27 protein-coding genes and 2 tRNA genes are annotated in these 26,649 nt (G+C 61.4%); 12 read left to right on the top strand and 17 right to left on the bottom strand.

Annotated features, from left to right (window positions below; all coding sequences use genetic code 11):
* From ACSAGD_RS14885 to ACSAGD_RS14870, 4 genes are all read right to left on the bottom strand, one after another.
* Nucleotides 1-888 (bottom strand): ABC transporter permease, encoded by an 888-nt coding sequence (locus tag ACSAGD_RS14885; RefSeq protein ID WP_437583563.1) that lies wholly within the window; start codon nt 886-888, stop codon nt 1-3.
* On the bottom strand, nt 885-1,832 hold the full coding sequence (locus ACSAGD_RS14880; protein WP_437585189.1) for an ABC transporter permease: 948 nt from the start codon (nt 1,830-1,832) through the stop codon (nt 885-887). The genes ACSAGD_RS14885 and ACSAGD_RS14880 overlap by 4 nt, the downstream gene beginning before the upstream one ends.
* Nucleotides 1,833-1,840: 8 nt before the next feature.
* A complete protein-coding gene (locus tag ACSAGD_RS14875) occupies nt 1,841-3,433 on the bottom strand; it encodes an ABC transporter substrate-binding protein (RefSeq protein WP_437583562.1) in 1,593 nt (530 codons plus the stop codon).
* A gap of 66 nt (nt 3,434-3,499) precedes the next feature.
* A complete protein-coding gene (locus ACSAGD_RS14870) occupies nt 3,500-4,369 on the bottom strand; it encodes a TetR/AcrR family transcriptional regulator (protein WP_437583561.1) in 870 nt (289 codons plus the stop codon).
* 234 nt (nt 4,370-4,603) lie between these two features.
* Between ACSAGD_RS14870 and ACSAGD_RS14865 the strand changes: the two genes are divergently transcribed.
* The 3 genes from ACSAGD_RS14865 (at nt 4,604) to ACSAGD_RS14855 (ending at nt 6,290) form a co-directional block, all read left to right on the top strand.
* Nucleotides 4,604-5,392, top strand: a complete 789-nt coding sequence (locus ACSAGD_RS14865; RefSeq protein ID WP_437583560.1) for a hypothetical protein — start codon at nt 4,604-4,606, stop codon at nt 5,390-5,392.
* 185 nt (nt 5,393-5,577) lie between these two features.
* The gene (locus ACSAGD_RS14860; RefSeq protein ID WP_437583559.1) at nt 5,578-5,790 is read left to right on the top strand and encodes a hypothetical protein; all 213 of its coding nucleotides are present in this window, start codon (nt 5,578-5,580) and stop codon (nt 5,788-5,790) included.
* Between the two features lie 14 nt (nt 5,791-5,804).
* Entirely contained in the window at nt 5,805-6,290 is a 486-nt protein-coding gene (locus tag ACSAGD_RS14855) for a MarR family winged helix-turn-helix transcriptional regulator (protein WP_437585188.1), read from the top strand.
* Here the strand turns inward: ACSAGD_RS14855 and ACSAGD_RS14850 are convergent.
* Nucleotides 6,260-7,678: a 2-isopropylmalate synthase gene (locus ACSAGD_RS14850; RefSeq protein ID WP_437583558.1), complete on the bottom strand. Its 1,419-nt coding sequence runs from the start codon at nt 7,676-7,678 to the stop codon at nt 6,260-6,262. The two genes, ACSAGD_RS14855 and ACSAGD_RS14850, sit on opposite strands and share 31 nt — an antisense overlap.
* A 163-nt stretch (nt 7,679-7,841) precedes the next feature.
* Between ACSAGD_RS14850 and ACSAGD_RS14845 the strand changes: the two genes are divergently transcribed.
* Both ACSAGD_RS14845 and ACSAGD_RS14840 read left to right on the top strand, forming a co-directional pair.
* On the top strand, nt 7,842-8,510 hold the full coding sequence (locus ACSAGD_RS14845) for a FadR/GntR family transcriptional regulator (RefSeq protein WP_437583557.1): 669 nt from the start codon (nt 7,842-7,844) through the stop codon (nt 8,508-8,510).
* Nucleotides 8,507-9,331 (top strand): ABC transporter ATP-binding protein, encoded by an 825-nt coding sequence (locus ACSAGD_RS14840; RefSeq protein WP_437583556.1) that lies wholly within the window; start codon nt 8,507-8,509, stop codon nt 9,329-9,331. Before ACSAGD_RS14845 ends, ACSAGD_RS14840 begins: the two co-directional genes overlap by 4 nt.
* A gap of 19 nt (nt 9,332-9,350) precedes the next feature.
* Here the strand turns inward: ACSAGD_RS14840 and ACSAGD_RS14835 are convergent, their stop codons facing one another.
* Nucleotides 9,351-9,650, bottom strand: a complete 300-nt coding sequence (locus ACSAGD_RS14835; RefSeq protein ID WP_437583555.1) for a hypothetical protein — start codon at nt 9,648-9,650, stop codon at nt 9,351-9,353.
* A gap of 113 nt (nt 9,651-9,763) precedes the next feature.
* Between ACSAGD_RS14835 and ACSAGD_RS14830 the strand changes: the two genes are divergently transcribed.
* Entirely contained in the window at nt 9,764-10,393 is a 630-nt protein-coding gene (locus tag ACSAGD_RS14830) for an ArsR/SmtB family transcription factor (RefSeq protein WP_437583554.1), read from the top strand.
* A 36-nt stretch (nt 10,394-10,429) separates the two neighbouring features.
* Here ACSAGD_RS14830 and ACSAGD_RS14825 read toward each other — a convergent pair whose 3' ends face one another.
* From ACSAGD_RS14825 to dnaA, 11 genes are all read right to left on the bottom strand, one after another.
* Nucleotides 10,430-11,941 (bottom strand): SPFH domain-containing protein, encoded by a 1,512-nt coding sequence (locus ACSAGD_RS14825; RefSeq protein ID WP_437583553.1) that lies wholly within the window; start codon nt 11,939-11,941, stop codon nt 10,430-10,432.
* A 273-nt stretch (nt 11,942-12,214) separates the two neighbouring features.
* A tRNA-Ala gene (locus ACSAGD_RS14820) sits at nt 12,215-12,287 on the bottom strand.
* Nucleotides 12,288-12,323: 36 nt separating this feature from the next.
* Nucleotides 12,324-12,397, bottom strand: a tRNA-Ile gene (locus ACSAGD_RS14815).
* Between the two features lie 82 nt (nt 12,398-12,479).
* Nucleotides 12,480-12,884: a DUF3566 domain-containing protein gene (locus ACSAGD_RS14810; RefSeq protein ID WP_437583552.1), complete on the bottom strand. Its 405-nt coding sequence runs from the start codon at nt 12,882-12,884 to the stop codon at nt 12,480-12,482.
* A 2-nt stretch (nt 12,885-12,886) separates the two neighbouring features.
* Nucleotides 12,887-15,475 (bottom strand): DNA gyrase subunit A, encoded by a 2,589-nt coding sequence (gene gyrA / locus ACSAGD_RS14805; RefSeq protein ID WP_437585187.1) that lies wholly within the window; start codon nt 15,473-15,475, stop codon nt 12,887-12,889.
* Nucleotides 15,476-15,482: 7 nt separating this feature from the next.
* Nucleotides 15,483-17,543 carry a DNA topoisomerase (ATP-hydrolyzing) subunit B gene (gyrB, locus tag ACSAGD_RS14800; RefSeq protein WP_437583551.1) on the bottom strand — a complete coding sequence of 687 codons (2,061 nt, stop codon included), beginning with the start codon at nt 17,541-17,543 and terminating at the stop codon, nt 15,483-15,485.
* 120 nt (nt 17,544-17,663) lie between these two features.
* Nucleotides 17,664-18,158, bottom strand: coding sequence for a DUF721 domain-containing protein (locus ACSAGD_RS14795; protein WP_437583550.1), 495 nt, complete (start codon nt 18,156-18,158; stop codon nt 17,664-17,666).
* A complete protein-coding gene (gene recF / locus ACSAGD_RS14790) occupies nt 18,151-19,308 on the bottom strand; it encodes a DNA replication/repair protein RecF (protein ID WP_437583549.1) in 1,158 nt (385 codons plus the stop codon). The genes ACSAGD_RS14795 and recF overlap by 8 nt, the downstream gene beginning before the upstream one ends.
* A gap of 59 nt (nt 19,309-19,367) precedes the next feature.
* On the bottom strand, nt 19,368-20,258 hold the full coding sequence (gene gnd, locus ACSAGD_RS14785; protein ID WP_437583548.1) for a phosphogluconate dehydrogenase (NAD(+)-dependent, decarboxylating): 891 nt from the start codon (nt 20,256-20,258) through the stop codon (nt 19,368-19,370).
* 32 nt (nt 20,259-20,290) lie between these two features.
* Complete coding sequence (gene dnaN / locus ACSAGD_RS14780; protein WP_437583547.1) at nt 20,291-21,439, bottom strand: DNA polymerase III subunit beta; 1,149 nt, start codon at nt 21,437-21,439, stop codon at nt 20,291-20,293.
* A 374-nt stretch (nt 21,440-21,813) separates the two neighbouring features.
* Nucleotides 21,814-23,241: a chromosomal replication initiator protein DnaA gene (gene dnaA / locus ACSAGD_RS14775; protein ID WP_437583546.1), complete on the bottom strand. Its 1,428-nt coding sequence runs from the start codon at nt 23,239-23,241 to the stop codon at nt 21,814-21,816.
* 335 nt (nt 23,242-23,576) lie between these two features.
* Here dnaA and rpmH point away from each other — a divergent pair, with 335 nt between their 5' ends.
* Genes rpmH through rsmG form a run of 6 tightly spaced genes read left to right on the top strand, consistent with a single transcriptional unit; the run spans nt 23,577 to nt 26,599 of the window.
* Complete coding sequence (gene rpmH / locus ACSAGD_RS14770) at nt 23,577-23,714, top strand: 50S ribosomal protein L34 (RefSeq protein ID WP_437583544.1); 138 nt, start codon at nt 23,577-23,579, stop codon at nt 23,712-23,714.
* Nucleotides 23,715-23,730: 16 nt separating this feature from the next.
* Nucleotides 23,731-24,087: a ribonuclease P protein component gene (gene rnpA, locus ACSAGD_RS14765; RefSeq protein WP_437583543.1), complete on the top strand. Its 357-nt coding sequence runs from the start codon at nt 23,731-23,733 to the stop codon at nt 24,085-24,087.
* Nucleotides 24,087-24,398, top strand: coding sequence for a membrane protein insertion efficiency factor YidD (gene yidD / locus ACSAGD_RS14760; protein WP_437585186.1), 312 nt, complete (start codon nt 24,087-24,089; stop codon nt 24,396-24,398). Before rnpA ends, yidD begins: the two co-directional genes overlap by 1 nt.
* Nucleotides 24,399-24,406: 8 nt before the next feature.
* Nucleotides 24,407-25,441: a membrane protein insertase YidC gene (yidC, locus tag ACSAGD_RS14755; protein ID WP_437583542.1), complete on the top strand. Its 1,035-nt coding sequence runs from the start codon at nt 24,407-24,409 to the stop codon at nt 25,439-25,441.
* 2 nt (nt 25,442-25,443) lie between these two features.
* On the top strand, nt 25,444-25,926 hold the full coding sequence (locus ACSAGD_RS14750) for a protein jag (protein WP_437583541.1): 483 nt from the start codon (nt 25,444-25,446) through the stop codon (nt 25,924-25,926).
* 19 nt (nt 25,927-25,945) lie between these two features.
* A complete protein-coding gene (gene rsmG, locus ACSAGD_RS14745; protein ID WP_437585185.1) occupies nt 25,946-26,599 on the top strand; it encodes a 16S rRNA (guanine(527)-N(7))-methyltransferase RsmG in 654 nt (217 codons plus the stop codon).
* Nucleotides 26,600-26,649 lie beyond the last annotated feature (50 nt).

Genomic DNA, 26,649 nt, shown 5'->3' with positions numbered 1-26,649 from the left:
TCATTCCCCCGGTTTCAGGTTGGCGGATGCTCGAGCGAGCGAGTCCGTGAGGAGGTTGATGCCCACCGTGAGCACGGCGATCGCGATGACCGGGAGGATGACTCCCCACGGCTCGACAGCGAGGGCGATGCGGTTCTCATTGATCATGAGACCCCAGTCGGCCGCGGGCGGCTGCATGCCCATGCCCAGGAACGACAGCGAGGCCACCGCGCCGATGGAGTAGGTCATGCGCAGACCGAGCTCGACCATGAGCGGACCGGTGATGTTCGGCAGCACGTCGCTCGTGAGGATGCGCCACTTCGGCACGGCATACATCTCGCTCGCGCGCACGTAATCCTCACTGATCACCGAGACGGTCGCCGAACGCGTGACGCGGGCGATGCGCGGCGCGTGCGTGATGCCGATGACCGTGACGAGCACCCAGCCCTTCGGCCCGAGAACGGTGACGGCGAGCAGCGCGAACACGAGCTGCGGAATCGCGAGCAGCACATCGTTGCCGCGCATGATGAACGCGTCGAGCTTTCCGCCGGCATACGCGGCGACCATACCCGCGATCACGCCGAGCACCATACCGAGCAGCGTCGCGAGTGCCGAGAACGCCAACAGTTTCAGGCCACCGGCGAGAAACCGCGAGAACACGTCGCGACCGAGGTTGTCGGTGCCGAAGATTCCATCCGACTGGAACGGACGCCCCGCGAACTCCGTCGAGGTGTACCCGGTGAGCCACGGCAGCAGCAGGGAACCGAACAATGCGACGAGCACCACGATGCCCGTGAGCACAAGACCGGCCTTCGCCTGACGCTGCGCGATGAAGCGCCGCATCAGCTTGGGCGGCGATGGCGTGTGGTCGACGGCTTCGTCCGTGACCTGTGACGTGTCGGCGCTCATGCCATGGCCTCCGTTCGCAGCTTTGGATTTGTGAGGATGCCCACGAGGTCAGCGAGCAGGTTCACCACGATGTAGATGATGGCGACGAGCATCGCGAGAGCCTGGACGACCTGCACGTCACGGTTCGCGACGGCATCCACCAGCGCCTGTCCGATGCCCGGATACCTGAAGAGGAACTCGATCACGACGACACCGCCCGCCATCCAGGCGAGCTGAATCGCAATGACCTGCGCCACCGGGGCGATCGCGTGAGGAACCGCGTGCTTCCAGATGACCTGACGCTCGGGCACACCCTTGAGGCGCGCCATCTCCACGTACCCGGAGTCGAGCACTTCGGCCATCGTCGCGCGCATCATGCGCACGATGTACGGAGTCACGACGAGCACCAGCGTGAGCACCGGCAGCACGAGCTGCGCTGGGTGCGACCACACGGGCTCACCGGGCGGGGCCATCGTGACGGACGGGAGAATCTGAAAGACGCTCGTCGCGAAGAGGGTGATGAGCACGATGCCGACGACGAATTCGGGCAGCGCCGCGAGCACGAGCGTCACCGCGGTGGTCACATGGTCGCCCGCCCGATCGCGGCGAAGCGCCGAGTAGGTGCCGACGAGGATGCCGAGGGGAATCGCGATGATCGCGGCGATGACCATGAGCACGAGGGATGCCGAGATGCGATCGCTCAGCAACTCGGAGACCGGTCCTCCGGTCGCCGCCGAATAGCCGAAGTCACCGGTGAGCAGACCTCCGAGCCAGTTCAGGTACCGCATCCACGGCGGGTCGTTGAGGCCCATCTGCTCACGCAGCGCAGCAAGACGCTCGGGCGTGGCCTGCTGGCCGAGGATCGCCTGTGCGGGATCACCCGGCAGGAGCAGGGTCGCGGCGAACACCATGAGCGACACCACGAGGAGGATCACGACGCTCACGGCGATGCGTCGCACGATCATCTTGCCGATCACTTCTCCACCGCCATCCATACGCGACGGAATTCGAAGCCCGAGAGCGGAATTCCTGTCTTGTTCTCCACGAGTCCGGCGACGTACTTCTGGTAGGCATCCGCCTGATTGGCGAAGCCCCACACGATGTAACCGCCCTTCTCGTACTCGATCTTCTGTGCCTTCGCGATGAGCGCATTGCGCTCGACGTCGTCGACCGTCTTCTTCGCGGTCGCGACGAGTCGCTGGAACTCGTCATCATCCCAGTGCGTCTCGTTGAAGGGAGAGTTCGGCAGCGACCCCGAACTCGTCTGCGACAGGAAGTTCCGGGTGTACCAGAAGTCCTGAGCGAACGGCCACTTCAGGTAGTCGTCGCCGAAGAACGTCGTCGTATCGACCTTGCGGATCGTGACGCGGATTCCGGCAGAGGCCGCCTGCTGCGCGAAGACCTGCGCAGCCTCGACGGCGCCCGCCTGGATCGGCGCGGTGACGAGCTCCACGTCGATGCCATCGGGATACCCCGCGTCCGCGAGCAGCTTCTTCGCGGCATTGACGTCCTGTTTGCGCTGAGGCAGGTCGTGGTTGAAGCCCGGATCGAACGGCGCGTAGAGGTCGTTCCCGACCGTTCCGTTGCCACTGAGCACCTGTTCGATCATCTGCGGGCGGTCCACCGCGAGGCGGAATGCCTGCCGCACACGTTCATCGTCGAACGGCTCGACGTCGACGCGCATCGTGAACGGAAGCCACATTCCCGTCTCGGAGTTGACGATGCCGATGCGCTCGTCGGCTCCGATGACCTCGAGCAGCGCGAGCGGGATCTGCCCGATGGCGTCGACCTGCGTCGAGAGGAGCGCGTTGATGAGAGCGTCGTCGTCGTTGAAGTTGAGGATCTCCAACTCATCGAGGTACGGCTGATCGCCCTGCCAGTAGTCGTCGTTGCGCACGAAGAGGCTGCGCTGACCCGCCGTGAACTCCTTCGCCTTGAAAGGACCTGTGCCGATCGGCTTCGCCGGGTCGTAGTCGGCGGGCACGATGCCGTTCATGTACTGACCGAGCGAGTCATCGAACGTCGCGAGCGGAGTGCTGAGGTGGAACTCCACGCGCAGGTCGTCGAGCACCTCGATGTGGTCGTACTCGGCGAGCCCGGCCGCGCCCGCCTTCGGGTCGTCTGGGTCGGTGATTCGGTCGAAGGATGCCTTGACGTCCTCCGCCGTCATCGGACGACCGTCGTGGAACCGTACGCCGTCACGCAGCTCCACCGTCCACACGGTCGCATCGGCGTTCGGCGTGGCCGAGGTGGCGAGCTTGGGCTGCAGTGCGTAGTCGTCATCCCAGTAGAAGAGCGGTTCGTACAGGTTCACGACGCGGGCGATGTCGACCGTGTTGACGGGAATGTGGGCGTCAAGTGAATCGGATGCTCCGCCGCCGGCGAGACCGACCCGAAGGCGGCCGCCGTGCACTGGGTCACCCTTCGCAACGGCGGCGTACTCGGTCGTGGGCGACGAGCATGCCGCGAGCAGCGCGCCGAGGCCCACTGTGAGGCCGGCGCTGAACAGAGTCCGTCTCGAGAACGCCGCGGAAATGCGCGGCTGTGGCTGATGATCAGGATTCACGAGTGTGTCTTTCGTATCGGGTGGCGATGCGTGTGTTGCGCGGGGCTTGGCGATCGAGAGGCACCGCTATTCGGGAGGTTCGTCAGCCACGATGGCCGTCGTGATGTACGCGTCGATGTGTCGAAGCATCCGGTCCGCTGTCGTGAGACCGGTCATGACCTTGATTCCGTAACCATCGATGAGTGCAGTCAGATCGCGCGTGAGTTCGTCGGGGTCGACGTCGCGGAAAGCTCCGGCATCCTGTCCTTCGACGATGATCGCGCGCACCATCTGGTGCCATCGCTGGTAGCCCTCAGCGTGGTTCTTGCGACCATCATCGACGGTCGCTACGTCCGCCCACGTTTGCATCCAAATCGACCACGCGGCGCGGCGCTCGTCATCAATCGGCAACTGCAGACGGCACAGTTCGCGAAGGCGATCCGCGTGATCTTCGATGGTGTAGAGCATGGCGATCTGGCGGTCGAAGGCGATCTTCACGCTGTAGCGGAGAGTCTCTGAGAAGATCGCGCGCTTGGTTGCGAAGTAGTAGTGCACGGCTGAGCTGGAGACCCGAGCCTCTCGTGCGATGTCGGCGATACGAACCTCGGCATACCCGCGCTTGGCAAAGAGCCACCAGGCTTTCTCGATGATGCGGCGCCGCCGTAGCGCCTGTTCGGACTCCTCCGGGGTGGTCGGGGGGAGCACACGTACGGGCGCAGTCATCTCAGCACCCTCATCTCCCCCGGTCAGGAGCCAGTTCGTTGTGACTCCCGTGACACGAGCCATCTGCAGAATCTCATCGGAGCCAAGCCGACGAACTCCCTTGAGCGACTTCGACAGCTTCGTCTCATCAAGACCGATCTGCTTTGACACCTCACGCTGACTCAGACCCGAGTTCTTGATCGCCGTGCGAATGCGCTCAGCGAGCTCGGCGGGGTCGACAGAAGAAGAAGGCACCTCGCTACCATAAGCATGACTTGCGATCATAGCAAGTTGTACTGATCAACAGTCAAGCTAGTTTGCGATTATTTGTGACATTCTCAAGCTCTGTTTGAGTCTCAGATTCCGACCTCTGATCAGTACAATCGCAAGTCCTGAACAGCGATGGGAACACACGATGACTGACACCGAGCGCCCTGTACACTCGGCCGCACGCGCCTGCCGAGTTATATGGAGAGGGATATTCCCAGAATGAGCGCTGCGAACTGGATTAAGAATGCGGACGAACGCGTATGTCTCGGGGACTTCGAAGCGCAGGTCTTCGAACGGGAGGATGATGTCATGCGGGGCCTTGGCAGGCGCACGAAAGCAGACGAGCGCGCGGAGTGGAAGACGAAACCCCTCTCAGAGCGGATCGCGGATGTTGCGAGAACGACCTTCATGTTCATTCTGCTTCTGGCACCCGTTGGCGGCTTCGCGGCGTTTCTCACGGGCTCCCAGGTGAATGTGGGCGGTCAGCGGATCTTCACGCGCGAGCTCGATCTTGATGTGCAGTTCATACTCGCGGCCGTCTGCTTTCTCATCGCCTGCCTGATCCCTGTGTCGCTTGTCACCGAGTGGTTTCGGGGTGGCCGTCTGCTCGGCAGCGATTGGATCCCTCTCGTCTACGTGATCGTCTTCGCGTCTCTCGGTCTCGTTGGACTGAATGCGCGAGGCGTCCCACCGAGTGAGGCGCTGTCTCCCGTTGCGCTCCCTGTTTGGCTCAGTCTGCTGCTCTCTGTCCTCGCGCTCGTCGCCCTCCTTGGCTTCTCGAAGGGCAAAGCTCCGAAGCCCGTCTACCCAGCGATTCCTGTGACAGGCGAGATAGATCAGGATGCTGTCGACGCAGCGATCCTCTCGCTGACAGAAGAGAAGCGCACCGAGCTCGCCAAAGACCGAGAGCTCGCGCTCACGACGGCGCTCGAGCGCGGCATCATCGACCGCACCACCTTTCTCACGGCATCCCACACCGACCTCGGGCATCTGCACGAACTGGACTAAGTGTCCGGTCGGCCCCGCCGGTCCCAATCGATCCGCTCGCGTAGCCGACTCCGCTTCTGATCTGGACGAACCTTCCAGCAGAACACGGAGTGTGTATCGCTCGGCCTCCTCCTCTCGTGTCAATTACTTAGTACGCTAAAGATTAGTCCACGAAACACTCTCCCAAAGTGAGGCAGGGCACTCTCATGAAGCAGGCATTCTGGCGGTTCTACCGGGCATGGAACCGCGTCGTCTACACCTTCACAGGACCAGCTCAGATCGGCGCGGGATACGCGGAGGGCCCCGACGTGCGTCCATCCGACCCGGATTGCCCGATGTGCGGCGCAGCGATGTCCACGCACCGGCTCGAGCGCAGTTCGGGGCAGTACACGCCCACTCGTCTGCACTGCCCCGCGTGAGACAATCAGACTCGATGGCGCCGACCGACTCCTCCCCTGACGAGCTCCTGGCCCTTGAGAGCCAGGTGTGCTTCGCGCTTGCCGTGGCGTCTCGCGGTGTGATCGATGCTTACCGCTCAGAGCTTGACCCGCTGCAGCTCACGCATCCGCAGTATCTCGTGATGCTCGCTCTCTGGCAGCACGGGGGCAGCTCCCTCAAGCAGCTCTCCGGAATGCTCAAGCTCGAGCCGGCGACCCTTTCGCCGATGGTGAAGCGTCTTGAGACGATCGGCTACGTGACGCGAGCGCGTGATCCACACGACGAACGCGTGCTCGTGGTCGAACTCACTGAGAGGGGGCGCGCACTGCGAGCGGAAGCCACGCAGGTTCCCGTCGCCATGATGGCGAAGCTCCAGCTGAGCGAAGACGACGTTCGGGCCCTTCGCGATGTCACGACCCGCCTCATCGAGTCCGTCGAGCGAGCGGAGTCTCAGTCCGCCGCGGATCGCCACGAGTCGTAGAGTTCGCGCAGCGTCCGAGGCGTGACCACGCCCCCAGTGGCATCCGCGTGACGCTGCACATGCTCACCGAACGCCGATTGCTCGGACTTCGCCATTTCGATTCCATATTCTGTTTCAAGAATGTATGCGATCCCGCCTTTGCCCGACTGTGCGTTGACTTTGATCACCGCATCGTAGGTTCGGCCGAGATCCTTGGGATCAATGGGCAGATACGGTATGCACCACTCGGCATCCGCCTGAGAGACTCCGTCGTCTGCAACACGATACTCGTGCTCACGGAAGCCCTTCCGAATCGCATCCTGATGCGTACCGCTGAATGCCGTGTGCACGAGTTCGCCGACATACGGGTGGCGAGGATGCACCGGAATCCGCGTGCACTCCTCGACGACGCTCCGGACCTCGTCGATCTCGGAGAAGTCGATCATCGGGTCGATGCCCTGTGCAAGCAGGTTCAGTGCCAGAGTCGCGATGTCGACGTTGCCTGTACGCTCACCGTTTCCGAAGATGCACCCCTCCACGCGCTGCGCGCCGGCGAGAACCGCGAGCTCAGCACACGCGATTCCCGTGCCGCGGTCGTTGTGAGGGTGAACAGACAGAATGACGCCGTCTCGCCGCTCCAGGTTTCGATGCATGTGCTCGATCTGGTCGGCATACACGTTCGGGGTCGCAACCTCGACGGTGGCGGGCAGGTTGAGGATGACCGGCCGCTCCGGTGAAGCATCCCAGAGTTCGGCCATGGCATTGCAGATGTCGAGCACGACATCTGGCTCTGTCAGATTGAAGACCTCGGGTGAGAACTGAAAGCGCACGTTCGGCATGTCGCCCGTGAGCCGCGCCACGAGTTCTCCGGCGTGCATCGCCAAGTCTTTCAGCTCTCGAGCACTCTTGCCGAGCACAACATCTCGCCACACAGGAGCCGTCGCGACATAGAGATGCACCACAACCGGGTTTCGGATGCCTCGAATCGACTCGACCGTGCGCTCGATGCGCTCCGGAATTGCGGGCGTGAACACAACGATCGTCACATCCTCAGGTGCGATGTGCTGCTCGGCAATCATGCGCACGAAATCGAAGTCGATCTGCGAGGCCGATGGATACCCAACCTCGATCTCCGTGTAACCCATGCGCACCATCTGGTCGAAGAAGCGACGCTTGCGCGTGGGATCCATGGGTTCTGCCAGCGCCTGGTTGCCGTCACGAAGATCGACCGGAACCCAGAGCGGTGCCTCCATGAGGCGAGCGTCCGGCCAGGTTCGATCGACCTGAGGTACCTCGACGCGCGAGAAGACGTCGCGGTAGCGGTGAGCGGGCATGCCCGAGGGTCGTTGCCGATTCCAGATGGATGCCGTCGAGCGACGTTCTGCGTCGGCGGGGGTGGAGTGCGTCATTGTTCTTCGTCCTGTCTCTTCGAGTCGAGACCAGCGGTCAGCTCCTCCGCACCGAGGAGCTGGTCACATCAAGCCTCGGCGCGGCGAGGAAGGAGAAGAACCTGTGCGAACATGCGTAGACTGTAACACAACTCCTCAGACAAGTTGATGACTTGGAGAACACGTGCCGACTCTGATTCGACAGCCGCTCGCGGATCAAGCGGCGGCTCTTCTGCGCGAGAGAATCCGTTCTGGCGAGTGGGCGCTTGGGTCGAAACTGCCCAGTGAGGTTACGCTCGCGCCGCAGCTCGGGGTCGGACGCTCAACGGTTCGCGAGGCGATCCGTCAGCTTGCCGGGCAAGGGATGCTGCAGTCACGGCAGGGTTCCGGTGTCTTCGTGATGTCACTGGAGGGGGCGGAGAGCGGCATCCAGGCGGTGCTTCAGGCCAGCGTCATCGCCGTGATCGAGGCACGAATCGCGATCGAGGTCGAGGCGTCCTCTCTCGCCGCCGAGCGACGCACGCCGCCCGAGCTCCGGCATCTGCGCCGGCTGCTCGCAGAACGTTCGCCCGAGGGGAAGACTCCGGAGCAGCTTGTCGACGCAGACGTTGCGTTCCACCGCGCAATCGTCGCAGCATCTGGCAATGTCATTCTGCTGGAGATGTTCGATGCGTTCTCCGCCCGACTGCGTCAGACGATGGTGGACATGCTGCGCGCACGTCCCATGGCGGACCCGCACACCGACCACACGATTCACGGCAGTATCGTCGACGCGATCGCCGAGCGCGATGGTGACGAGGCCGCGCACATCACCCGAGCCCACCTGACCGATATGAAGAGGAGATTCGAATGAGTGCTGCCGTCGTCGATCTGCACGAGGTATCTTTCACGCGAAACGGCAATCCGATTCTCACGGACGTTTCGTTCACCGCGGGTGCCGGAGAGCACTGGGCGCTGCTCGGGCCGAATGGCGCAGGCAAGAGCACGATCCTCGGCTTCTGCGGCGCACGGACTCACCCGACCTCCGGGACGGTGCGCGTTCTCGGCGAGCAGCTGGGTCGGGTCGATATGCAGGAACTCCGTCGTCACATCGGGCACGTCGATCCGCGGCATCCTGTTCGATCGGCGATCTCCGTGCTCGATGTCGTGCTCACGGGTCTGACCGGAACCATTGAGATCGCCATGCGTTGGGCTCCCTCTGTTGACGAGCTGCGTCTCGCCGAGGGTCTCATCGAGCAGGTGGGGCTGGCAAGCCGACGAGACGCACTGTGGCCGACTCTCTCTCAGGGAGAGCGCGGACGTGCGCTGATCGCACGAGCGCTGGTCGCTCAGCCGCGGCTGCTGCTCCTCGATGAGCCGACCACGGGACTCGATGTTGCCGCACGCGAGCAGTTGCTCGAGACCATCGACGACCTTGCCGTCTCCTCGCCCGATGTCACGACGATTCTCGTCACCCATCACCTGGAGGAGCTGCCCGTCTCGACGACTCACGCACTTGTTGTCTCACGGGGTGCCGTCGTCGCGTCGGGCTCGGCGGACGACGTCATCACAACCGAGACGATCTCTCTCGCATTCGATCACCCGATCCGCGTTCACCGCGCAGACGGTCGGTGGAGTGCACGTGCTGTTCGATCGAATCAGGGGCAGGATGCCGTCACAACCGTGACCGCCTGAACCGGCGAACAGCAGCGAGTCAGCCTCCCACCGCACAGGCAGGCTCTGCCGTGATGCTGTGTGCCGGGCTGAGCTTCAGATCCAGAGCAGAAACACGCCGCACGAGCCTCTCCCGGCGACGCGCCAACCTCCTCACCCGACGTTCTGAGAGCTTCTCGCGTCGCCGCTCCAGCCGCTGAACCTTCCTCTGCAGCGCAGCTTCATCGACTGCACGCCGGGCCGCAGCCCATTTCTCGAACTCAGGAGTTCCGATCGCCGTCTTCGGCCCCTCCCGAAGAGTGCGCTCCAGCTCGACGCGCCCCATCAACACGCTCGTCACGTTGTCCATCTCCGCCACCGCCATTTATGAAAAAGACACTTCAGATACTTGAAGTATATGTTTCACGTTTGAGATGTCAAAGGATATTTTCATAAATTGCGTAGACTGTGGGCATGCAGCGCGACGAAAGCATCGACAAACAGCTGTCTGACGCCCTCGGCATTCCAGACCGGCCCATTCATCTCAGGGATGCCGAAGCGATGCGTGTCATGTCCCATCCCGCGCGGCAGCGCGTCGTGAATCTGATGTTCGCCGATCAGCAGCCGCACACATCAACCGAGCTCTCGGAATTGACGGGGCTCACACCGAGCGCAATGAGCTATCACTTGCGCGCACTGGAGAAGGTGGGACTCGTGGAGCGTGTGGATGCCGAGGGCGATTCGCGCACTCGGCCGTGGCGTGCGGCCGGCACCTCGATCGCCTTACACGGAAGTGACTCGGAGGGCGTCTGGGAGACGCTCGACGCGTTCATGAGTCTTGCACTCAGTGATCTTCGGAAGCGAGCTGCTGCCCACTCCACCGCATATCCTGACGGCGGTTCGCCGTACGTGGGACTCGGGGAATCCACTCTCTGGCTGACCGACGACGAGGCGAGCCACTTCGCACAGGCTCTTCAGCGCGCTGAGCTTGAACTCGTGAAGACGGGGTGGCGAAACGAACCCGCACCGGGGCGTCGCCTCAGTCATGCGATCTTCTCTCTTCTCCCGGAGATCCCGCTCGAAGACAGCGACACCAAGGGGTAGCCTCTCGGATCGAGAGTGTAGACGGATGCCGCGATATCAGCTCTGAGAAGCGGCCGAGTCTCCGGCATCGCTCGTGCCCGCGTTCGAGTCGCTGGCGTTGGCGTCCGCCTGCCCCGATGGTCTCCCCGTAGTGCTACCTGTCTCGCTCTCACCTGCTGCATGGCGCGCCTGACCACTCTCGGCCGTTGACGAATCTCCATTACCTCGAATGCCCTCACCGATTGCGGTTCCGGTGACGCGACCCTGAATGAGCTCTGCGATGTCCACGCCCGTGGCTTCCTTGACGGACTCGAAGACTCCGCGCATAGCGACGGCCGATTCTCCGGAGAACTGGCTTCCGGCCGGCGAATCGTCTGCGCCTGAGCCGATGATGCTGATCGTTCCGATACGCGAGTATCCCTGAGCGAATCTCTCCATGAGATCCGGCAGGATGTCGATCGCACGTTGAGCGATGACGCCCTCGAGGTTCTCCTGGAGCGCAGCGGCTTCGGCGCGAATGGCGTCTGCCTTCGCTTCACCGGCCAGTCGCACTGATTCAGCTTCTGCGCTTGCGCGCTCCTTGATGGCCTCAGCCTCACTCTGGGCGATCCTGACCTCGGCCTCTGCCGCCTTCACCTGCGAGTACGCCTTGGCGTCTGCAGCGCGTTCCTGCTCGTACTTGTTGGCATCGGCGACGCGTTTGATGTCGGCATCCAGCTGTGCCTGCTTGTTCTCCGCCTCTTGCTGAAGGACATCCTGTCGGGCCTGTACACGTGCGAGAGCCTCTGCCTGCTCAGCACGAGCATTCGCCTGACCGATCTGGGCCTTCGAGTCAGCTTCGTTCTTGTCGTATGCGGTCTGCTCGACGAGGTTCGCCTCGTCGTTTCGGATCTGCTGCTGTCGAATCGCGCGCTCTGCGTTGGTCGCGGCGATCTCGGCGGCCTGACGCTTCGCCTGCACTTCAGGGGCGCCGAGGGAGGCGATGTAGCCGAGGTCGTCGGTGATGCCCTTGATCTGGAAGGAATCCAGAATGAGACCCTGGTCTGCAAGCTCTCCGGAGACGTCCATGGCGATCTGGTCGGAGAACTTCTTCCGGTCTCGCATGAGGCTCACGACTGCGAGGGTGGCGACGATGCCGCGAAGAGCACCCTCAAGCTGTTCCGTTGTGAACTGCTCGATCGCCTTGTCCTGAGATGCGAAACGCTCGGCTGCGCGCTGAACGAGTACCTTTGAGGAGCCGATCTTCACCATGGCAACGGCTTCGACCGAGAGGGTCACTCCGTCATACGACTGCGCCTCGGCCTGCATCAGCACCTGTCGGGAGCGGAGCGAGATGATCTCGTGACGTTGTGTCAGCGGGTTGACGAGTGCCTTGCCGTTGACGATGACGGCCAATGAGGACTCGTCTTTGCTCTTCTTCGACTTGCCGGAGACGACGAGCGCTTCGTCCGAACGTGCGACCTTGATCCACATCTTCGCAATGATGAGTCCGATGATCAGCGCGACGATGAGGACGACGACGATGATGCCGACCAAGATCAGCGCGCCGCCTGCGATAGCCAACTCCATGTGTACTCCCCTGACAGTAGGTACTCCCAATCATGTCGGGAATCAGGGTGCTCTGCATAGTCTCCGCGCTGAGTTGTGGACAACTTCCGCGTGTGAGTTGACTCACGGACTTCCACACAGCCCGCATCTCCTCGTCGGACGTCAACGCCAGTCGCGACGATTCGCCCTCATGCTTGACGAAGTGATCGATCCGTACGTGCGTCCGGTTCACTCGACAGAAAACGCGAATGCCCCGCACACGGCAGGGCATTCGCGAACTGTCTCAACACAGTGTGGAGCCTAGGGGAATCGAACCCCTGACCTCCTGCTTGCAAAGCAGGCGCTCTACCAATTGAGCTAAGGCCCCGAAAGTGGAACAACATCTTACGATGAACTCCAGGAGTGGGGCTACCAGGACTTGAACCTGGGACCTCTTCGTTATCAGCGAAGCGCTCTAACCGCCTGAGCTATAGCCCCGTTTTTGACCAGGTTCGAGATTACCGGAAACTGCCGTTAAATCCCAATCGAACCGTCGGCCAGAAAAATCAGCTGCGTCGGATCAGTTGTTCGTGAATCCGACGAGAAGACCACCCGTGATCTTCACCGCGAGATTGTACAGCGCAGCGCTGAGAGCTCCCAGCACAGTGAACACGACGAGGTTCAGAATCGCGACGATCAGCGCGAAGCCCATCACACGTCCGAGCCCGATGACACTCTCGAGGCCTTCCTTCACGCCCGTCACCTCTTTGTAGAGGCTCGAGACCTGATCGAAGACGCCCGTAGCGTCCAGAACCGTGAACACCAGGAAGAAGAAGACGACCGTGATGATCGCCACGGCGATCGCGAGGAGGAACGACAGCTTCAGTGCCGACCAGAAGTCAATGTAGACGAGCTTGAGGCGAACCTGCTTACTCGACGGCTTTCGCGCTGACTTCTTAGCCAGTTTGTCGGCAACGCTTGTCATTCTCACTCTTCCTGTTTCGGAGCCTCAGCTTCCGCGGCATCCTCTACGACCGCTGTTTCAGCGACCTCGCCGTCGGGAGCTTCGTCTTCCGTCTCTTCGTCGTCCAGGTGGCGGTCGGTGTTGCGAGCGATAGCCAGAATGCGGTCCTTCGCGCTGAAGCGAGCGAACACCACACCCATCGTGTCTCGGCCCTTCGCAGGCACCTCGGCCACGGCAGAGCGTACCACCTTGCCGCTGGCAAGAACCACCAAAACCTCGTCGTCCTCACCGACGATCAGGGCTCCCGCAAGGTTTCCCCGGTCATCATTCAGTTTGGCGACCTTGATGCCGAGTCCGCCTCGATTCTGGAGCCGATAGTTGTCGACGTGAGTGCGCTTCGCATAGCCGCCCTCTGTCGCGACGAACATGTACCAATCGCCTTCGGCGGGGACCCAGGATGCCGAGAGGAGCTCATCGCCCTCGCGGAATGACATGCCCTTCACGCCCGAGGTCGAACGTCCCATCGGCCGCAGCGCCTCGTCGGTCGCTGTGAATCGAAGCGACATTCCGTGACGCGACACCAGCATGATGTCCGTGTCGGAGTTCACGAGAAGAGCCGACACGAGCTCATCGCCTTCGCGCAGGTTGATCGCGATGATGCCGCCCGTGCGGTTCGTGTCGTACTCCGTCAGACGCGTCTTCTTGACGAGACCGGAGCGCGTGGCGAGCACCAGGTGCTCTGCGACCTCATAGTCACGGATATCGAGAACCTGAGCGATCTGCTCGTCCGGCTGCATCGCGACAAGGTTCGCAACGTGCTGGCCCTTGGCGTCGCGACCGCCCTCCTGCACCTCGTATGCCTTGACGCGGTAGACGCGACCCTTGTCTGTGAAGAACAGGATCCAGTGGTGCGTCGTCGTGACGAAGAAGTGCTCGATGATGTCATCGGCACGCAGTTGCGCACCACGAACGCCTCGGCCTCCGCGGTGCTGCGAACGGTAGTTGTCACTGCGCGTGCGCTTGATGTAGCCGCCGCGCGTGACCGAGATGACCATCTCCTCTTCGGGAATGAGGTCTTCGATCGACATGTCGCCGTCGTAGCCGAGCAGAATCTCGGTGCGACGGTCATCACCGAAGCGGTCGACGATTTCGGTGAGTTCCTCGGAGACGATCGAGCGCTGACGGGCCTCGTCGGCGAGGATCGCCTTGTACTCGGCGATCTCCTTCTCGATCTCGGCCAAACGGTCGATGATCCTCTGACGTTCGAGAGCCGCGAGTCGACGAAGCTGCATCGCGAGAATCGCGTCAGCCTGAAGCTCGTCGATGTCGAGCAGCTTGATGAGACCCTCTCGAGCCTCTTCGACTGTGGGCGAGCGACGGATCAGCGCGATGACCTCGTCGAGAGCATCAAGCGCCTTCACATAGCCGCGCTGAATGTGCGCGTCGGCTTCGGCCTTGCGCAGACGGAACTCGGTGCGGCGGACGATGACCTCGATCTGGTGCGTCACCCATGCAGTGATGAACCCATCGAGCGCGAGCGTCCGCGGAACTCCGTCGACGATCGCGAGCATATTCGCGCCGAAGTTCTCCTGCAGCTGCGTGTGCTTGTACAGGTTGTTCAGGACGACCTTCGCGACCGCGTCGCGCTTCAGCACGATCACGAGACGCTGACCGGTGCGGCCCGACGTCTCATCGCGGATGTCCGCGATGCCTGCGAGACGGCCATCCTTGACCATCTCAGCGATCTTGATCGCGAGGTTGTCAGGGTTGACCTGGTAGGGAAGCTCCGTCACCACCAGGCAGGTGCGACCCTGAATCTCCTCGACGTTGACGACAGCGCGCATCGTGATGGACCCACGGCCGGTGCGATAGGCATCCTGAATGCCCTTCACACCGAGGATCTGTGCGCCGGTCGGGAAATCCGGCCCCTTGATGCGCTGCATGAGCGCCTCGAGGAGCTCCTCACGCGAGGCATCCGGGTGCTGCAGGTGCCAGAGCGCACCATCGGCGACCTCACGGAGGTTGTGAGGCGGGATGTTGGTAGCCATACCGACCGCGATTCCCACCGACCCGTTGACCAGCAGGTTCGGGAAGCGCGCCGGAAGAATCGACGGCTCCTGCGTGCGACCGTCGTAGTTGTCTTGGAAGTCGACGGTGTCTTCGTCGATGTCGCGCACCATCTCAAGGGCGAGCGGCGCCATCTTCGTCTCGGTGTATCGCGGGGCTGCGGCACCATCGTTTCCGGGTGAGCCGAAGTTTCCCTGACCGAGCGCGAGTGGATAACGAAGACTCCACGGCTGCACGAGTCGCACGAGCGTGTCGTAGATCGCGGAGTCACCGTGCGGGTGGAAGTTTCCCATCACATCGCCGACAACGCGGGCGCACTTCGAGAAAGCCTTGTCCGGACGGTACCCCCCATCGAACATCGCGTAGATCACACGACGGTGAACGGGCTTGAGGCCGTCGCGGACCTCCGGGAGCGCGCGACCGACGATCACGCTCATCGCGTAGTCGAGGTAGGACCTCTGCATCTCCAGCTGGAGGTCGACCTGGTCGATACGCCCGTGAATACCGAAGTCTTCGCTCTCGGTTCCGTCGTTCTCGGGGGTCACGTCGTCGTTAGATGTCAAGGAAACGCACGTCCTTCGCGTTCTTCTGGATGAAGTTTCGGCGAGACTCGACGTCCTCGCCCATCAGGATGGAGAAAATCTCGTCGGCGGCAGCGGCATCGTCGAGCGTCACCTGGCGGAGTGTCCGAGTCTCAGGGTTCATCGTGGTGTCCCAGAGCTCCTTGTAGTCCATCTCGCCGAGACCCTTGTAACGCTGAATCCCGTTGTCCTTTGGAATCCGCTTGCCGTTTGCGCGGCCGTGCTCGAGAAGCGCGTCGCGCTCTTCGTCCGAGAAGACGTACTCGTGCGCGGAGTTCGACCACTTGAGGCGATACAGCGGCGGTTGCGCCAAGTAGACGTAGCCCATCTCGATGAGCGGACGCATGTACCGGAAGAGCAGCGTCAACAACAGCGTCGTGATGTGCTGGCCGTCGACATCGGCATCCGCCATGAGCACGATCTTGTGGTACCGCGCCTTCTCGCCGTCGAAGTCCTCTCCGATGCCGGTTCCGAATGCGGTGATCATCGCCTGGATCTCCGCATTGTTCAGCGCGCGGTCGAGGCGCGCCTTCTCAACGTTCAGCACCTTTCCGCGCAGCGCGAGAATCGCCTGAGTCTCCGGATTGCGGCCCTGCGTCGCGGAGCCACCTGCGGAGTCACCCTCGACGAGGAAGATCTCGCTGAGTGTCGGATCCTTCGACTGGCAGTCCTTGAGCTTTCCAGGCATCCCACCGCCTTCGAGCAGCCCCTTGCGGCGGGCCGTCTCTCGCGCCTTGCGCGCGGCGAGTCGAGCGGTCGCCGCCTGAATCGCCTTGCGAATGATCTCCTTCGCCTGCACCGGGTTGCGATCGAACCAATCGCCCAGTTCATCCCACACGACCTTCTGCACGAAGGCTTTCGCTTCGGTGTTGCCGAGCTTGGTCTTGGTCTGGCCCTCGAACTGAGGCTCTCCCAGCTTCACGGAAAGTACGGCAGTGAGCCCCTCACGCACGTCGTCACCGGAGAGGTTGTCATCCTTCTCCTTGAGGATGCCCTTGTCACGCGCATACCGGTTGATGAGCGTGGTCAGCGCAGCGCGGAAACCCTCTTCGTGCGTGCCACCCTCGTGCGTGTTGATCGTGTTCGCGTAGGTGTGGACGCTCTCGGTGTATGCCGTCGTCCACTGCATCGCGATCTCGAGAGCGATCTTTCGCTCGCTGTCTTCGTTCTCGAACGAGATGATCTCATCGTTGACGAGGTCGCCACGCTTCGCCTTGTTGAGAAACTCCACGTAGTCGACGAGACCGCGCTCGTAGTAGAAGACCTCGTGCGGAATCTTCCGCTCCTCGGTCGACTCAGCAGCGGCGTCGACCCCCTCGGCCTCCTCTTCGACGACGTTGAAGACGCCCGTCTCGGGGTTGCCTTCGTCGATCTCCTGGCTGGGACGCTCGTCACGCAGGCTGATGCGCAGCCCCTTGTTGAGGAACGCCATCTGCTGGAAGCGCGTGCGGAGCGTCTCGTAGTCGAACTCGACGGTCTCGAAGATGTCCTCACTCGGCCAGAACGTGATCGTCGTTCCCGTGGCCTCGGTCTCCTCGCCCTTCTCGAGCGGAGCATCCGGAACACCGTTATGGTACGTCTGCCGGTAGACGTTGCCCTGTCGGCTCACCTCGACGAGAAGCTTCTCCGACAGCGCATTCACGACGGAACTGCCGACGCCGTGCAGACCACCGGACACCGCGTACCCCCCGCCGCCGAACTTTCCACCCGCGTGAAGAACGGTCAGAACGAGCTGAACCGTCGAAATTCCCTCGCGTTCGTGAATATCGACTGGGATGCCGCGACCATTGTCCACGCAGCGGATACCGCCGTCTTCGAGAATCGTGATGTCGATTGTGTCGCAGTAGCCAGCCAGCGCCTCGTCGACGGAGTTGTCGACGATCTCATAGACGAGGTGGTGCAGACCTCGCGGCCCGGTCGAACCGATGTACATGCCGGGTCGCTTGCGTACCGCTTCGAGCCCTTCGAGAACCTGAATGGCGTCAGCGCCGTAGTTATCTGTGCTCTCGCCGTTCTTCGGTTCTGATGACATAGAAATGAGACTCCAAACCGTCGCAAATTCGACATTTCAGTCTATCAAATTCGTCTGGGCGTGAGGCCGTAAACGGCCGTTTGAGCCACTTTCTCGCAAACTGGCATCAGATTTGTCTACTTATCCATAGGTATCGCGCACACCGCGGCCCTGAACCGATCTGGGGCCACGTTTGAAGGACGGGACGTTGGGGCCCTGAAAACGGATGCTTTCGATGCCCGCGTCCGGAAAGCTGACCGAGATCCGGTTCATGATGTCCACTCGCATCAGCCGAAGCTGCGTCGCCCAGGCCGTCGAATCACACCGCACAGTCAGCACTCCAGCCTCAATTCCGATGGGCTCGGAGTGTGCGGCGGTGCTCTCCCCCGCGATCTGCGCCCACTTCACGATGAGTTCCGACTGCGCCAGCGGGGACTCCCACCCGAGCTGCGTCGTCAGACTGTTCATGACGTCGTCGATCCCCTTGGGATCACGCCCTTTTCCGAACGGAACACTTGCGCCATCGTCGCGCCCACGCCGCCGCCGTCGGCCGGGAGCCCGTTTTCGACCGCCGAAGATCTCCTTGAAACGCTCGTAGACCCGTGAGCTCTCAGTGTCGTAGCTATCCTCAGGCATCCACGATCTCCCCCGCCCGAATTGTCACGGTGTGAGCGGTGAGCTCCTCCGGAATGTCTTCGAAGACCGCCGCAGTGATGAGCACCTGTTCGAAATCCTGCACCGCCTCAGCAAGGCGCGCGCGACGCCCACGGTCGAGCTCGGCGAACACATCGTCGAGAATGAGCACCGGGTCCCCGGAATACGAGTCACGCCGCAGCAGCTGAGCGGAGGCAAGTTTCAGCGCCAGCGCGAATGACCACGATTCCCCGTGGCTCGCGTACCCCTTCACCGGGAGGTCGTTCAGCATGAACAGCACATCGTCTCGGTGCGGGCCCACAAGAGTGAGTCCACGCTCGAGCTCCTGCTTGCGCTTGCTCTCGAGTGCCTCCATGAAGCGCTCTGTCGTAGGGGTCTGATCGGATGCCGCGCGTCGCTCACCCGCATCCGAATTCTCGTCTTCGGCGTCCGCCCCCCAGATGGAGAGCCGCGGCTCGAGGCCCGGACTGTGATCATCATCGACGACCTGTGCGTAGGCCTCGGCGAGAGGTTGCCGCAGAGCGTCGACAAGAGCGACGCGCTCATCGATGATGATCGAGCCGAGGCTGACCAGCTTGTCGTTCCAGACCTCGAGAGTGCTGAGCTGGGCTTCCTTCAAACCGGATGAGCGAGCCGACTTCAGCAGAGTGTTCCGCTGTTTGAGAGTGCGATCATAATCGGCGAGCACTCCTGCGAGACGAGGTGAGCGCAGCACGAGCAGTTCGTCGAGGAACCGACGTCGCGACCCCGGGTCGCCGCGGACGATGCCGAGATCTTCGGGTGCGAAGAGCACGCTCGAGAAGTACCGCGGCAGTTCTCGCGGCTTGATTGCGCCACGATTCACCTGCGCCCGATTCGGGCTCGATCGATTGATCTGAACCTCGACGAGCATGTCACGGCCGGCGTGGTGCAGCTTGGCGCGAATGATCGCGGCATCCATTCCGGCCCTGATCAGTGCTTTGTCACTCGACACTCGATGCGACCCGAGTGTTGAGAGGTAGCCGAGTGATTCAACGAGGTTCGTCTTGCCCTGGCCGTTGCGGCCCACGAACAGATTCGCACCGGGTTGCAGAGCGACGTCAGCGGTCGCGTAATTGCGGAAGTCGCTGAGGTTCAGGTGCGTGACGATCACGCCCACCATCGTAGGCGGTGCCGGTGACGGCTACCTCAGAGCAGAGGTTGAGGATGCCGTCAGTCGTCGGACGGCTTCACCTCGTGTCCGCCGAACTGATGGCGCAGCGCCGCAACCGCCTTCATCGCCGGCGAGTCCTCCTGCCGCGAGACGAATCGCGCGAAGATCGACGCCGAGATCGTGGGAACCGGAACCGCGTTGCGGATCGCCTCCTCGATGGTCCACCGACCTTCGCCGGAGTCCTCGACGTAACCCTCGATTTCCGACAGGTCGTCATCTTCGTCGAGCGCGCGCACGAGCAGCTCGAGCAGCCATGAACGCACGACGGTTCCTCGCTGCCAAGCTTTGAACGTTCCGGGAACATCCTTCAGCAGGTCGGAACGCTTCTCGAGCAGTTCGAAGCCCTCGGCGTATGCCTGCATCAGCGCGTATTCGATACCGTTGTGCACCATCTTCGCGTAATGACCCGCACCCACCTCTCCGGCGTGGACGAAGCCCTCATCGCGCGGGCCCTCAGGCCGAAGCGCATCGAAGACGGGCATCACGCGTTCGACCTGCTCGGTCGGTCCACCGACCATCAGGCCATAGCCGTTCTCGAGACCCCAGACTCCACCGGATACTCCGGCATCGACGTAATCGATTCCGCGCGCAGAGAGAGTCTCGTTGTGACGGAAGTCATCCGTGAACTTGCTGTTTCCGCCGTCGATCACGAGATCCCCCGGCTCGAGCTTCTCAGCGAGCTCGTCGATGACCGAGTCGGTGATCTTTCCAGCAGGAACCATCACCCAGACAGTGCGAGGAGCGGGAAGTGCGGCGATCATGTCGTCGACACTCGCGACGTCGGTCACATCCGGGTTCGGGTCGTAGCCCGTTACCTCGATGCCGGCATTCCGCAGTCGTGAGCGCATGTTTCCGCCCATGCGTCCGAGTCCGATGAGACCGATATGCATGACTCCGCCTTCCTCGCCCGTGCGGGCTGTGATCACCTGAGCAGCAGGTTCGGCTGCAGCAGGTACTTGTAGCTGTCTGCCCCGGGCTGGTCCTTCGAAGACTGGCTCGTGATGAGCATGGGGCCCGGCTTGTTGGTGTTCTCCGACTTCGTGAAGGAGAACCGTACGAACTCGCTGCGTACCGCGTTGAGTCCGTCGATCAGGAACGACGGCTTGAGCGAGAGCACGATGTCGTCGCCCGTGAGCAGCGCGTCGACGGATTCGGAGGCCTGAGCCTGCTCGGATCCGATGGCTTCCATGGTGAGCCCGTCGATGCTGAATGAGAAACGGAGGGCCGCCTCACGCTCGAGGACGAGCGAAACACGACGAACAGCTTCGATCAGTTCACCCGTGTTGATGACGGCGTAGTTCTCGACGTTCTCAGGGAACAAGCGACGGACCGGCGGGAATGAGCCCTTGATGAGCAGCGACGTGACTGTCTTGCGGTCCACGGAGAACGAGACAAGCTCGCGATCGTCCTTGTTCGCGAACGAGATCGAGATGTTTCCGCTGTGCCCGAACGTCTTGCCGACTTCCTGAAGGGTTCGCGCCGGAACGAGCGCGGAAAGCTGTTCGTCAGTCGTGATGTCGCTGCCGTCCCAGTCGATCTGTCGGACCGCGACACGATACCGGTCTGTGGCAACGAGACCGAGGCTGTTGTCTCCGACTTCGAGCTGAACGCCCGTGATGACGGGGGTGACATCATCGCGGGATGCCGCGACAGCGACCTGCGCGACAGCCGTGGCGAACTCCTCGCCCGGCACCAGACCTGTGGCGCCTTCGACTTGCGGAACCGTTGGGTACTCCTCGACAGGCATCGACAGCAATGTGAAATTTGCTGAACCGCACGTGACGAGGATCTTGTTGTCGTCGGTGGTGAAGTTCACTGGCGCGTTCGGAAGCCGACTCGCGATGTCAGCGAGCAGCCGGCCCGAGACCAGGATCGTTCCCGGCTCTTCGACTTCGGCGTCGATCTCTGTCTGAGATGACACTTCGTAGTCGAAGCTCGAGAGCCTGAGACCGGAGTCCGTGGTCTCGATGAGCACGCCGCTGAGGATCGGCAGTGTGGTGCGCTGCGGGAGCAGCTTGACGGCAAATGAAACGGCTTCGCTCAAGACATCGCGATTGACGCTGAAACGCACGTGGTACCCCTGTCGATTCTGACGAACAAGTCGGGAACCATGCTAGCCCCACTGGATGCCAAGAATTCTTGTCATTCGCTGATTCGACCGCCGCAAGGCGAAGGTTGCCTCGCGTGTTTCTGGTTAAGAGATCTTTTAATCGCGTTAACCGTTGTGGAAACTGTGGATAAGTCTCGACACGCCGGTAGTTTAGCGGGAACTACACGTGTGTGAGTTGTTGATGCTGTGTGGGATCCCCGTAATTACACGGATGTGAGCCGATCGCGGTTGAGTGCGTCCATTCACAGGCAGAGCCGAGATGTCCCCAAATTGAGGCGAGTTTTCCGGATCTTTTCCACAAGTTATCCACAGGGGCTTACAAAAGTCCAGTGAGATCAGCGATTTCCCTGTTTGATTCGGCTCGTGAGCTCGGTGACCTGGTTGTAGATCGAGCGGCGCTCCTGCATGAGGTCTCCGATCTTCTTGTTCGCGTACATCACAGTCGTGTGGTCGCGATTGCCGAAGAGCTGTCCGATCTTGGGGAGGGAGAGGTTCGTGAGCTCGCGGCAGAGATACATCGCGATCTGGCGTGCGGTGGCGATGGCCTGAGAACGACTGGAACCGTAGAGATCGTCCACGGTGAGCTTGAAGTAGGCAGCCGTGGTGTTGATGATGTCGACGGGCGAGATGACATTGTCTTCGTCGAGCGTGATGATGTCCTTCAGCACCGTCTGGACGAGCGTCATGTCGACGGGCGTGTGGTTAAGGCTCGCGAATGCGGTGACGCGGATGAGAGTTCCCTCGAGTTCGCGGATGTTGCTCGAGACCTTGGATGCGATGAACTCCAGAACCTCGTCGGGGATTTGGATCCGCTCGCTCTGGGCCTTCTTGCGAAGAATTGCGATTCTCGTCTCGAGGTCGGGCACCTGGACATCGGTGATGAGTCCCCACTCGAAGCGAGAGCGCATTCTGTCCTCGAAGCCAGTCAGATGCTTGGGAGGAAGGTCGCTCGTGATGACCACCTGCTTGTTGTGGTCGTGGAGCGTGTTGAAAGTGTGGAAGAACGCTTCCTGAGTCTCGGCCTTGTTCTGCAGGAACTGGATGTCATCGATCAGCAGGATGTCGATATCGCGATACCGTGCCTGGAACTCTGGCCCACGGTTGTTCGCGATCGAGTTGATGAAATCGTTCGTGAACTCCTCACTCGAGACGTATCGAACGCGAATTCCTGGATACAGGTTCATCGCGTAGTGACCGATGGCGTGAAGGAGGTGAGTCTTCCCAAGGCCAGAATCACCGTAGATGAAGAGCGGGTTGTACGCCTTTGCCGGCGCTTCAGAGACAGCTACGGCCGCTGCGTGTGCGAAGCGGTTCGACTGTCCGATGACGAAGTTGTCGAACGAGTACTTCGCATTGAGTCTCGTGTCATTCTGACGAGCGGGAAGCACCGCCTCGTTCATGGACATGGACTGCTGAATGTTCTCAGACGACTGCTGGGGCTGAGTGACGCTGTCGCGACCGTAGGACGATTCGTACTCCTGCTGAATGATCTCCGGGTTCACGACCACCGCGTAGGTGGATGCGCCATGAGACTTCTCGATGGTGGCGGCGAGGGCCTGGAGGATGGGAGCACGCATCCGTGCATTGAGCTGCCCTGCCGTGAATTCGTTTGGAACCTCGAGGTAGAACGTGCCTCCCATGATCCCTTTGGGAACGACGAGGCTCAGAAAACCCTGCAGCGGCGGAGTGATGCGTTCATCTTCTGCGAGTGCATCGAGCACGATCTGCCAGGTGCCAGCAACGTCCTGTTGCTCGTCAGCCATTCGGAATCCCCCATACTTATCCACAACGTTATCCACCGATTAAACAGCACCTGTGCGCTGTGCTCCTGCGGATCATCGCGTGGGCTGTGGATAACTTGAACACATCACGCTAGTCTGATGACGAGTCGGGGGCAAAATTCCGCGGGATCCCGAGTGTGGCGAGACAGCGTGTCGCTGCTCGAGAGTCTGAGAATGTTGTGGATAATTCCGACTTTGGATCTGCGCGGTTTGACGCTTTCCGTTGAACAACGTAGTTTTAATCAGTTGACGCAGCCCGTCCGGGCCACAGCTTTCCTGTCGCGTGCCCGCGCGATGGGTGTCCTCCAGGAGAAACTATGAGCAAGAGAACGTTCCAGCCGAACAACCGCCGTCGTGCGAAGGTCCACGGTTTCCGTGCGCGTATGCGTACCCGTGCTGGCCGCGCCATCATCTCGGCACGTCGTCGCAAGGGCCGCACCGAGCTCTCCGCGTAACAGCGACTAGGCGACAGTGCTCGATCGGCGTCACCGCATCACGAGCGCTGCTGACTATAAGCACGTTGTGCGCCGAGGTCGACGCAGCGCTGGTGGGAGTACCGTGACCTACATCAACAAGAACCCGAATGGTGGGCAACCACGATTCGGGTTCATTGTTGCGAAAACGGTGGGTAATGCTGTGACGCGCAACCGGGTGCGGCGACGGCTCAAGGCGCTCTCGTACCGTGCCGTGAACGGTGAATTTGTCCCAGCGACCTCGCTTTTGGGATTTGATCTGGTTATTCGCGCGCTTCCACCGGCTGCGACAGCCTCATTTGATGACCTGTTGGCTGATGTGGTCAAGGCTGTTCATAAGGCGGCGGCTCGATGATGCTTCGTCTGATGTCGGGACTGCTGTTGTTCCCGCGCAACCTCGCGGTCGCTGTGCTGCACGTGTATCGCCGAATAGTCTCGCCGCTCTACGGAGATGTGTGCCGTTATTACCCATCGTGTTCGGCATACACGCTCCAGGCCATTCAGATCCACGGAGTGGCCATCGGCTCGTACATGGGTGTGCGGAGAATTCTTCGCTGTCACCCGTGGGCAGCGGGAGGCGTCGATGACGTCCCTGCCAAGAAGAACTTCCGATATGCCGTGACCCCTCACGGGTTCGTGGTCTCACCCAACGACAGAAAGAACTAGATCGCCCCATGGACATCATCGGCACGATCCTCTGGCCGCTCAAATGGGCGGTCGAGCTCATCCTGGTCGCTTTCCACTTCGTGTTCAGCGCGATCGGAATGGATCCCTCTGCGGGACTCACCTGGGTTCTTTCGATCGTCGGTCTCGTCCTGGTTGTGCGTGCTGCGCTCATCCCGCTGTTCGTGAAGCAGATCAAGAACCAGCGAAGGATGATGGAGGTCGCTCCTCAGCTCAAGAAGATCCAGGACAAGTACAAGGGCAAACGGGACCAGATGTCTCGCGAGGCTATGAGCCGCGAGACGATGGATCTCTACAAGAAGACAGGAACCAACCCGATGGGTTCGTGTCTCCCGTTGCTTGTCCAGATGCCGATCTTCTTTGCGCTGTTCTCGGTTCTGCGAGAGGCAGCCGGCGGTAAGGCCGGCGTCGGTCCCCTGAATGCGGAGCTCGCGAAACTGTTCGGCGACGCATCGCTGTTCGATATGGCGCCGCTCCACTCGTCCTTCCAGGACGCGATGAACGCCACTCCCCCAGCCGTTGCGGTGATGGTCGTCGCCGCCGTGATGGTCGTTCTTATGACGAGCTCGCAGTTCTTCACTCAGCTGCAGATCATGTCGAAGAACATCTCGGAGGAGACGAAGGCCTCACCGATGTTCAAGCAGCAGAGGATCCTGCTCTACCTGCTTCCGTTCGTCTTCCTTTTCTCTGGCTTCGCCTTCCCGCTTGGCGTCATGTTCTACTGGCTTGTCTCCAACATTTGGACGATGGTTCAGCAGTTCGTCATCATCCGGAACATGCCCATGCCCGGCACAGAAGCCGCCAAGGAGCGTGAGGCTCGCCTGGCTCGTAAGGGCAAGCTCGATAAGTTGAACGACGACAAGACCATTGTGGTGGAAGAGCGCAAGCCAGCTCAGCGTCAGCAGCCTGTCGGCAAGGCGCGGGCTAAGAAGATGACACAGCAGGGTAAAGCGCCGTCGCAGCCCAACCCGCAGAAGAAATCAGACGGCAAACCGGGTGATCCCACGAACAAGGGAAAGAAGTAGCAATGTCAGAGACCATTGATTCTCGCTCCGCTGAAGCCATCGACCGTGAGGGCGATGTGGCCGCGGATTACATCGAGGAGCTCCTGGATATCTGTGATCTCGGCGGGGATATCGACATCGACACGAAGAACGGTCGCGCGTACGTGTCAGTCGCGGACTCGGAGAGTGACCTCGAGCGCCTGTCGAAAGCTGAGGTCGTGAATGCTCTACAGGAACTCACGCGGCTTGCGGTTCAGAGCGAAACCGGTGAGTTCTCGCGCGTGATCCTCGATATCGCTGGGTCGCGTGCTGCGCGCCAGGCTGAGCTGTCGGTGCTCGTGGACAAGGCGATCGAGCGTCTGGAGGCTGGTTCTTCCGAGGCCGATCTTCCTCCGATGTCGAGCTACGAGCGGAAGCTCGTTCACGACATTGTGGCTGAGCGCGGTTTCGTGTCCGAGTCGCACGGTGAAGGTCGTGGGCGCCACACAGTGATCACGCGTCACTGAACGTTTCACGTGAAACATGATGACTGAGAATCCTGATGAAGCTGCCGAACTCGAGTCGGAGCCGCTGGAGGCATCAACCGTTTTTGGAGACCGCCTTCCACTGATTCGGCGGTTCACACAGAACCTAGCCGAGCACGGCGAGGAGCGCGGGCTGATCGGCCCGCTTGAGTTGCCTCGACTCTGGACGCGTCACATAGTGAACAGTGGACTGGTGGCTCCTCTGCTGAGACCCGGCCGTGTTGGAGATGTGGGGTCAGGCGCGGGACTTCCCGGACTTGTGCTCGCTATCGCCAGGCCGGACGTGCAGATGAGTCTGATTGAGCCGATGGAGCGCCGGGTGACCTGGCTCAATGAGCAGGTAGCTGAGTTGGGATTGACGAACGTTACTGTCGTTCGTGCCCGTGCCGAGGAAGTTGACCTGGATGATCCGCTCGATCAGGTGACTGCTCGAGCGGTGAGCGCTTTGCGTAAGTTGCTTCGATTGACCGCTCCCCTGCTTCGGGACGGTGGTGAGCTTGTGCTGATGAAGGGCACAGGCGCAGCCGCGGAGATCGATGCAGCGCAGAAGGAGCTTCGTAAGTTCAAGGTGTCCGACGCGCGTGTGGAGATCCTGGGTGAAGGGCTTGTCCGAGAGCCGACTCGCGTTGTCAGAGGCACTGTCCGAGGGTCCTAAGTTCCACTTGTGGATATCTCGCGTTATCCACTATGCTCCCTGGGCTTGGG

It is taken from the genome of Paramicrobacterium salitolerans, from assembly GCF_051513965.1.
Classification (GTDB): domain Bacteria; phylum Actinomycetota; class Actinomycetes; order Actinomycetales; family Microbacteriaceae; genus Paramicrobacterium.
The sequence above is the reverse complement of the archived record's forward strand: the minus strand, read 5'-3'. Positions and strand labels throughout refer to the sequence as shown.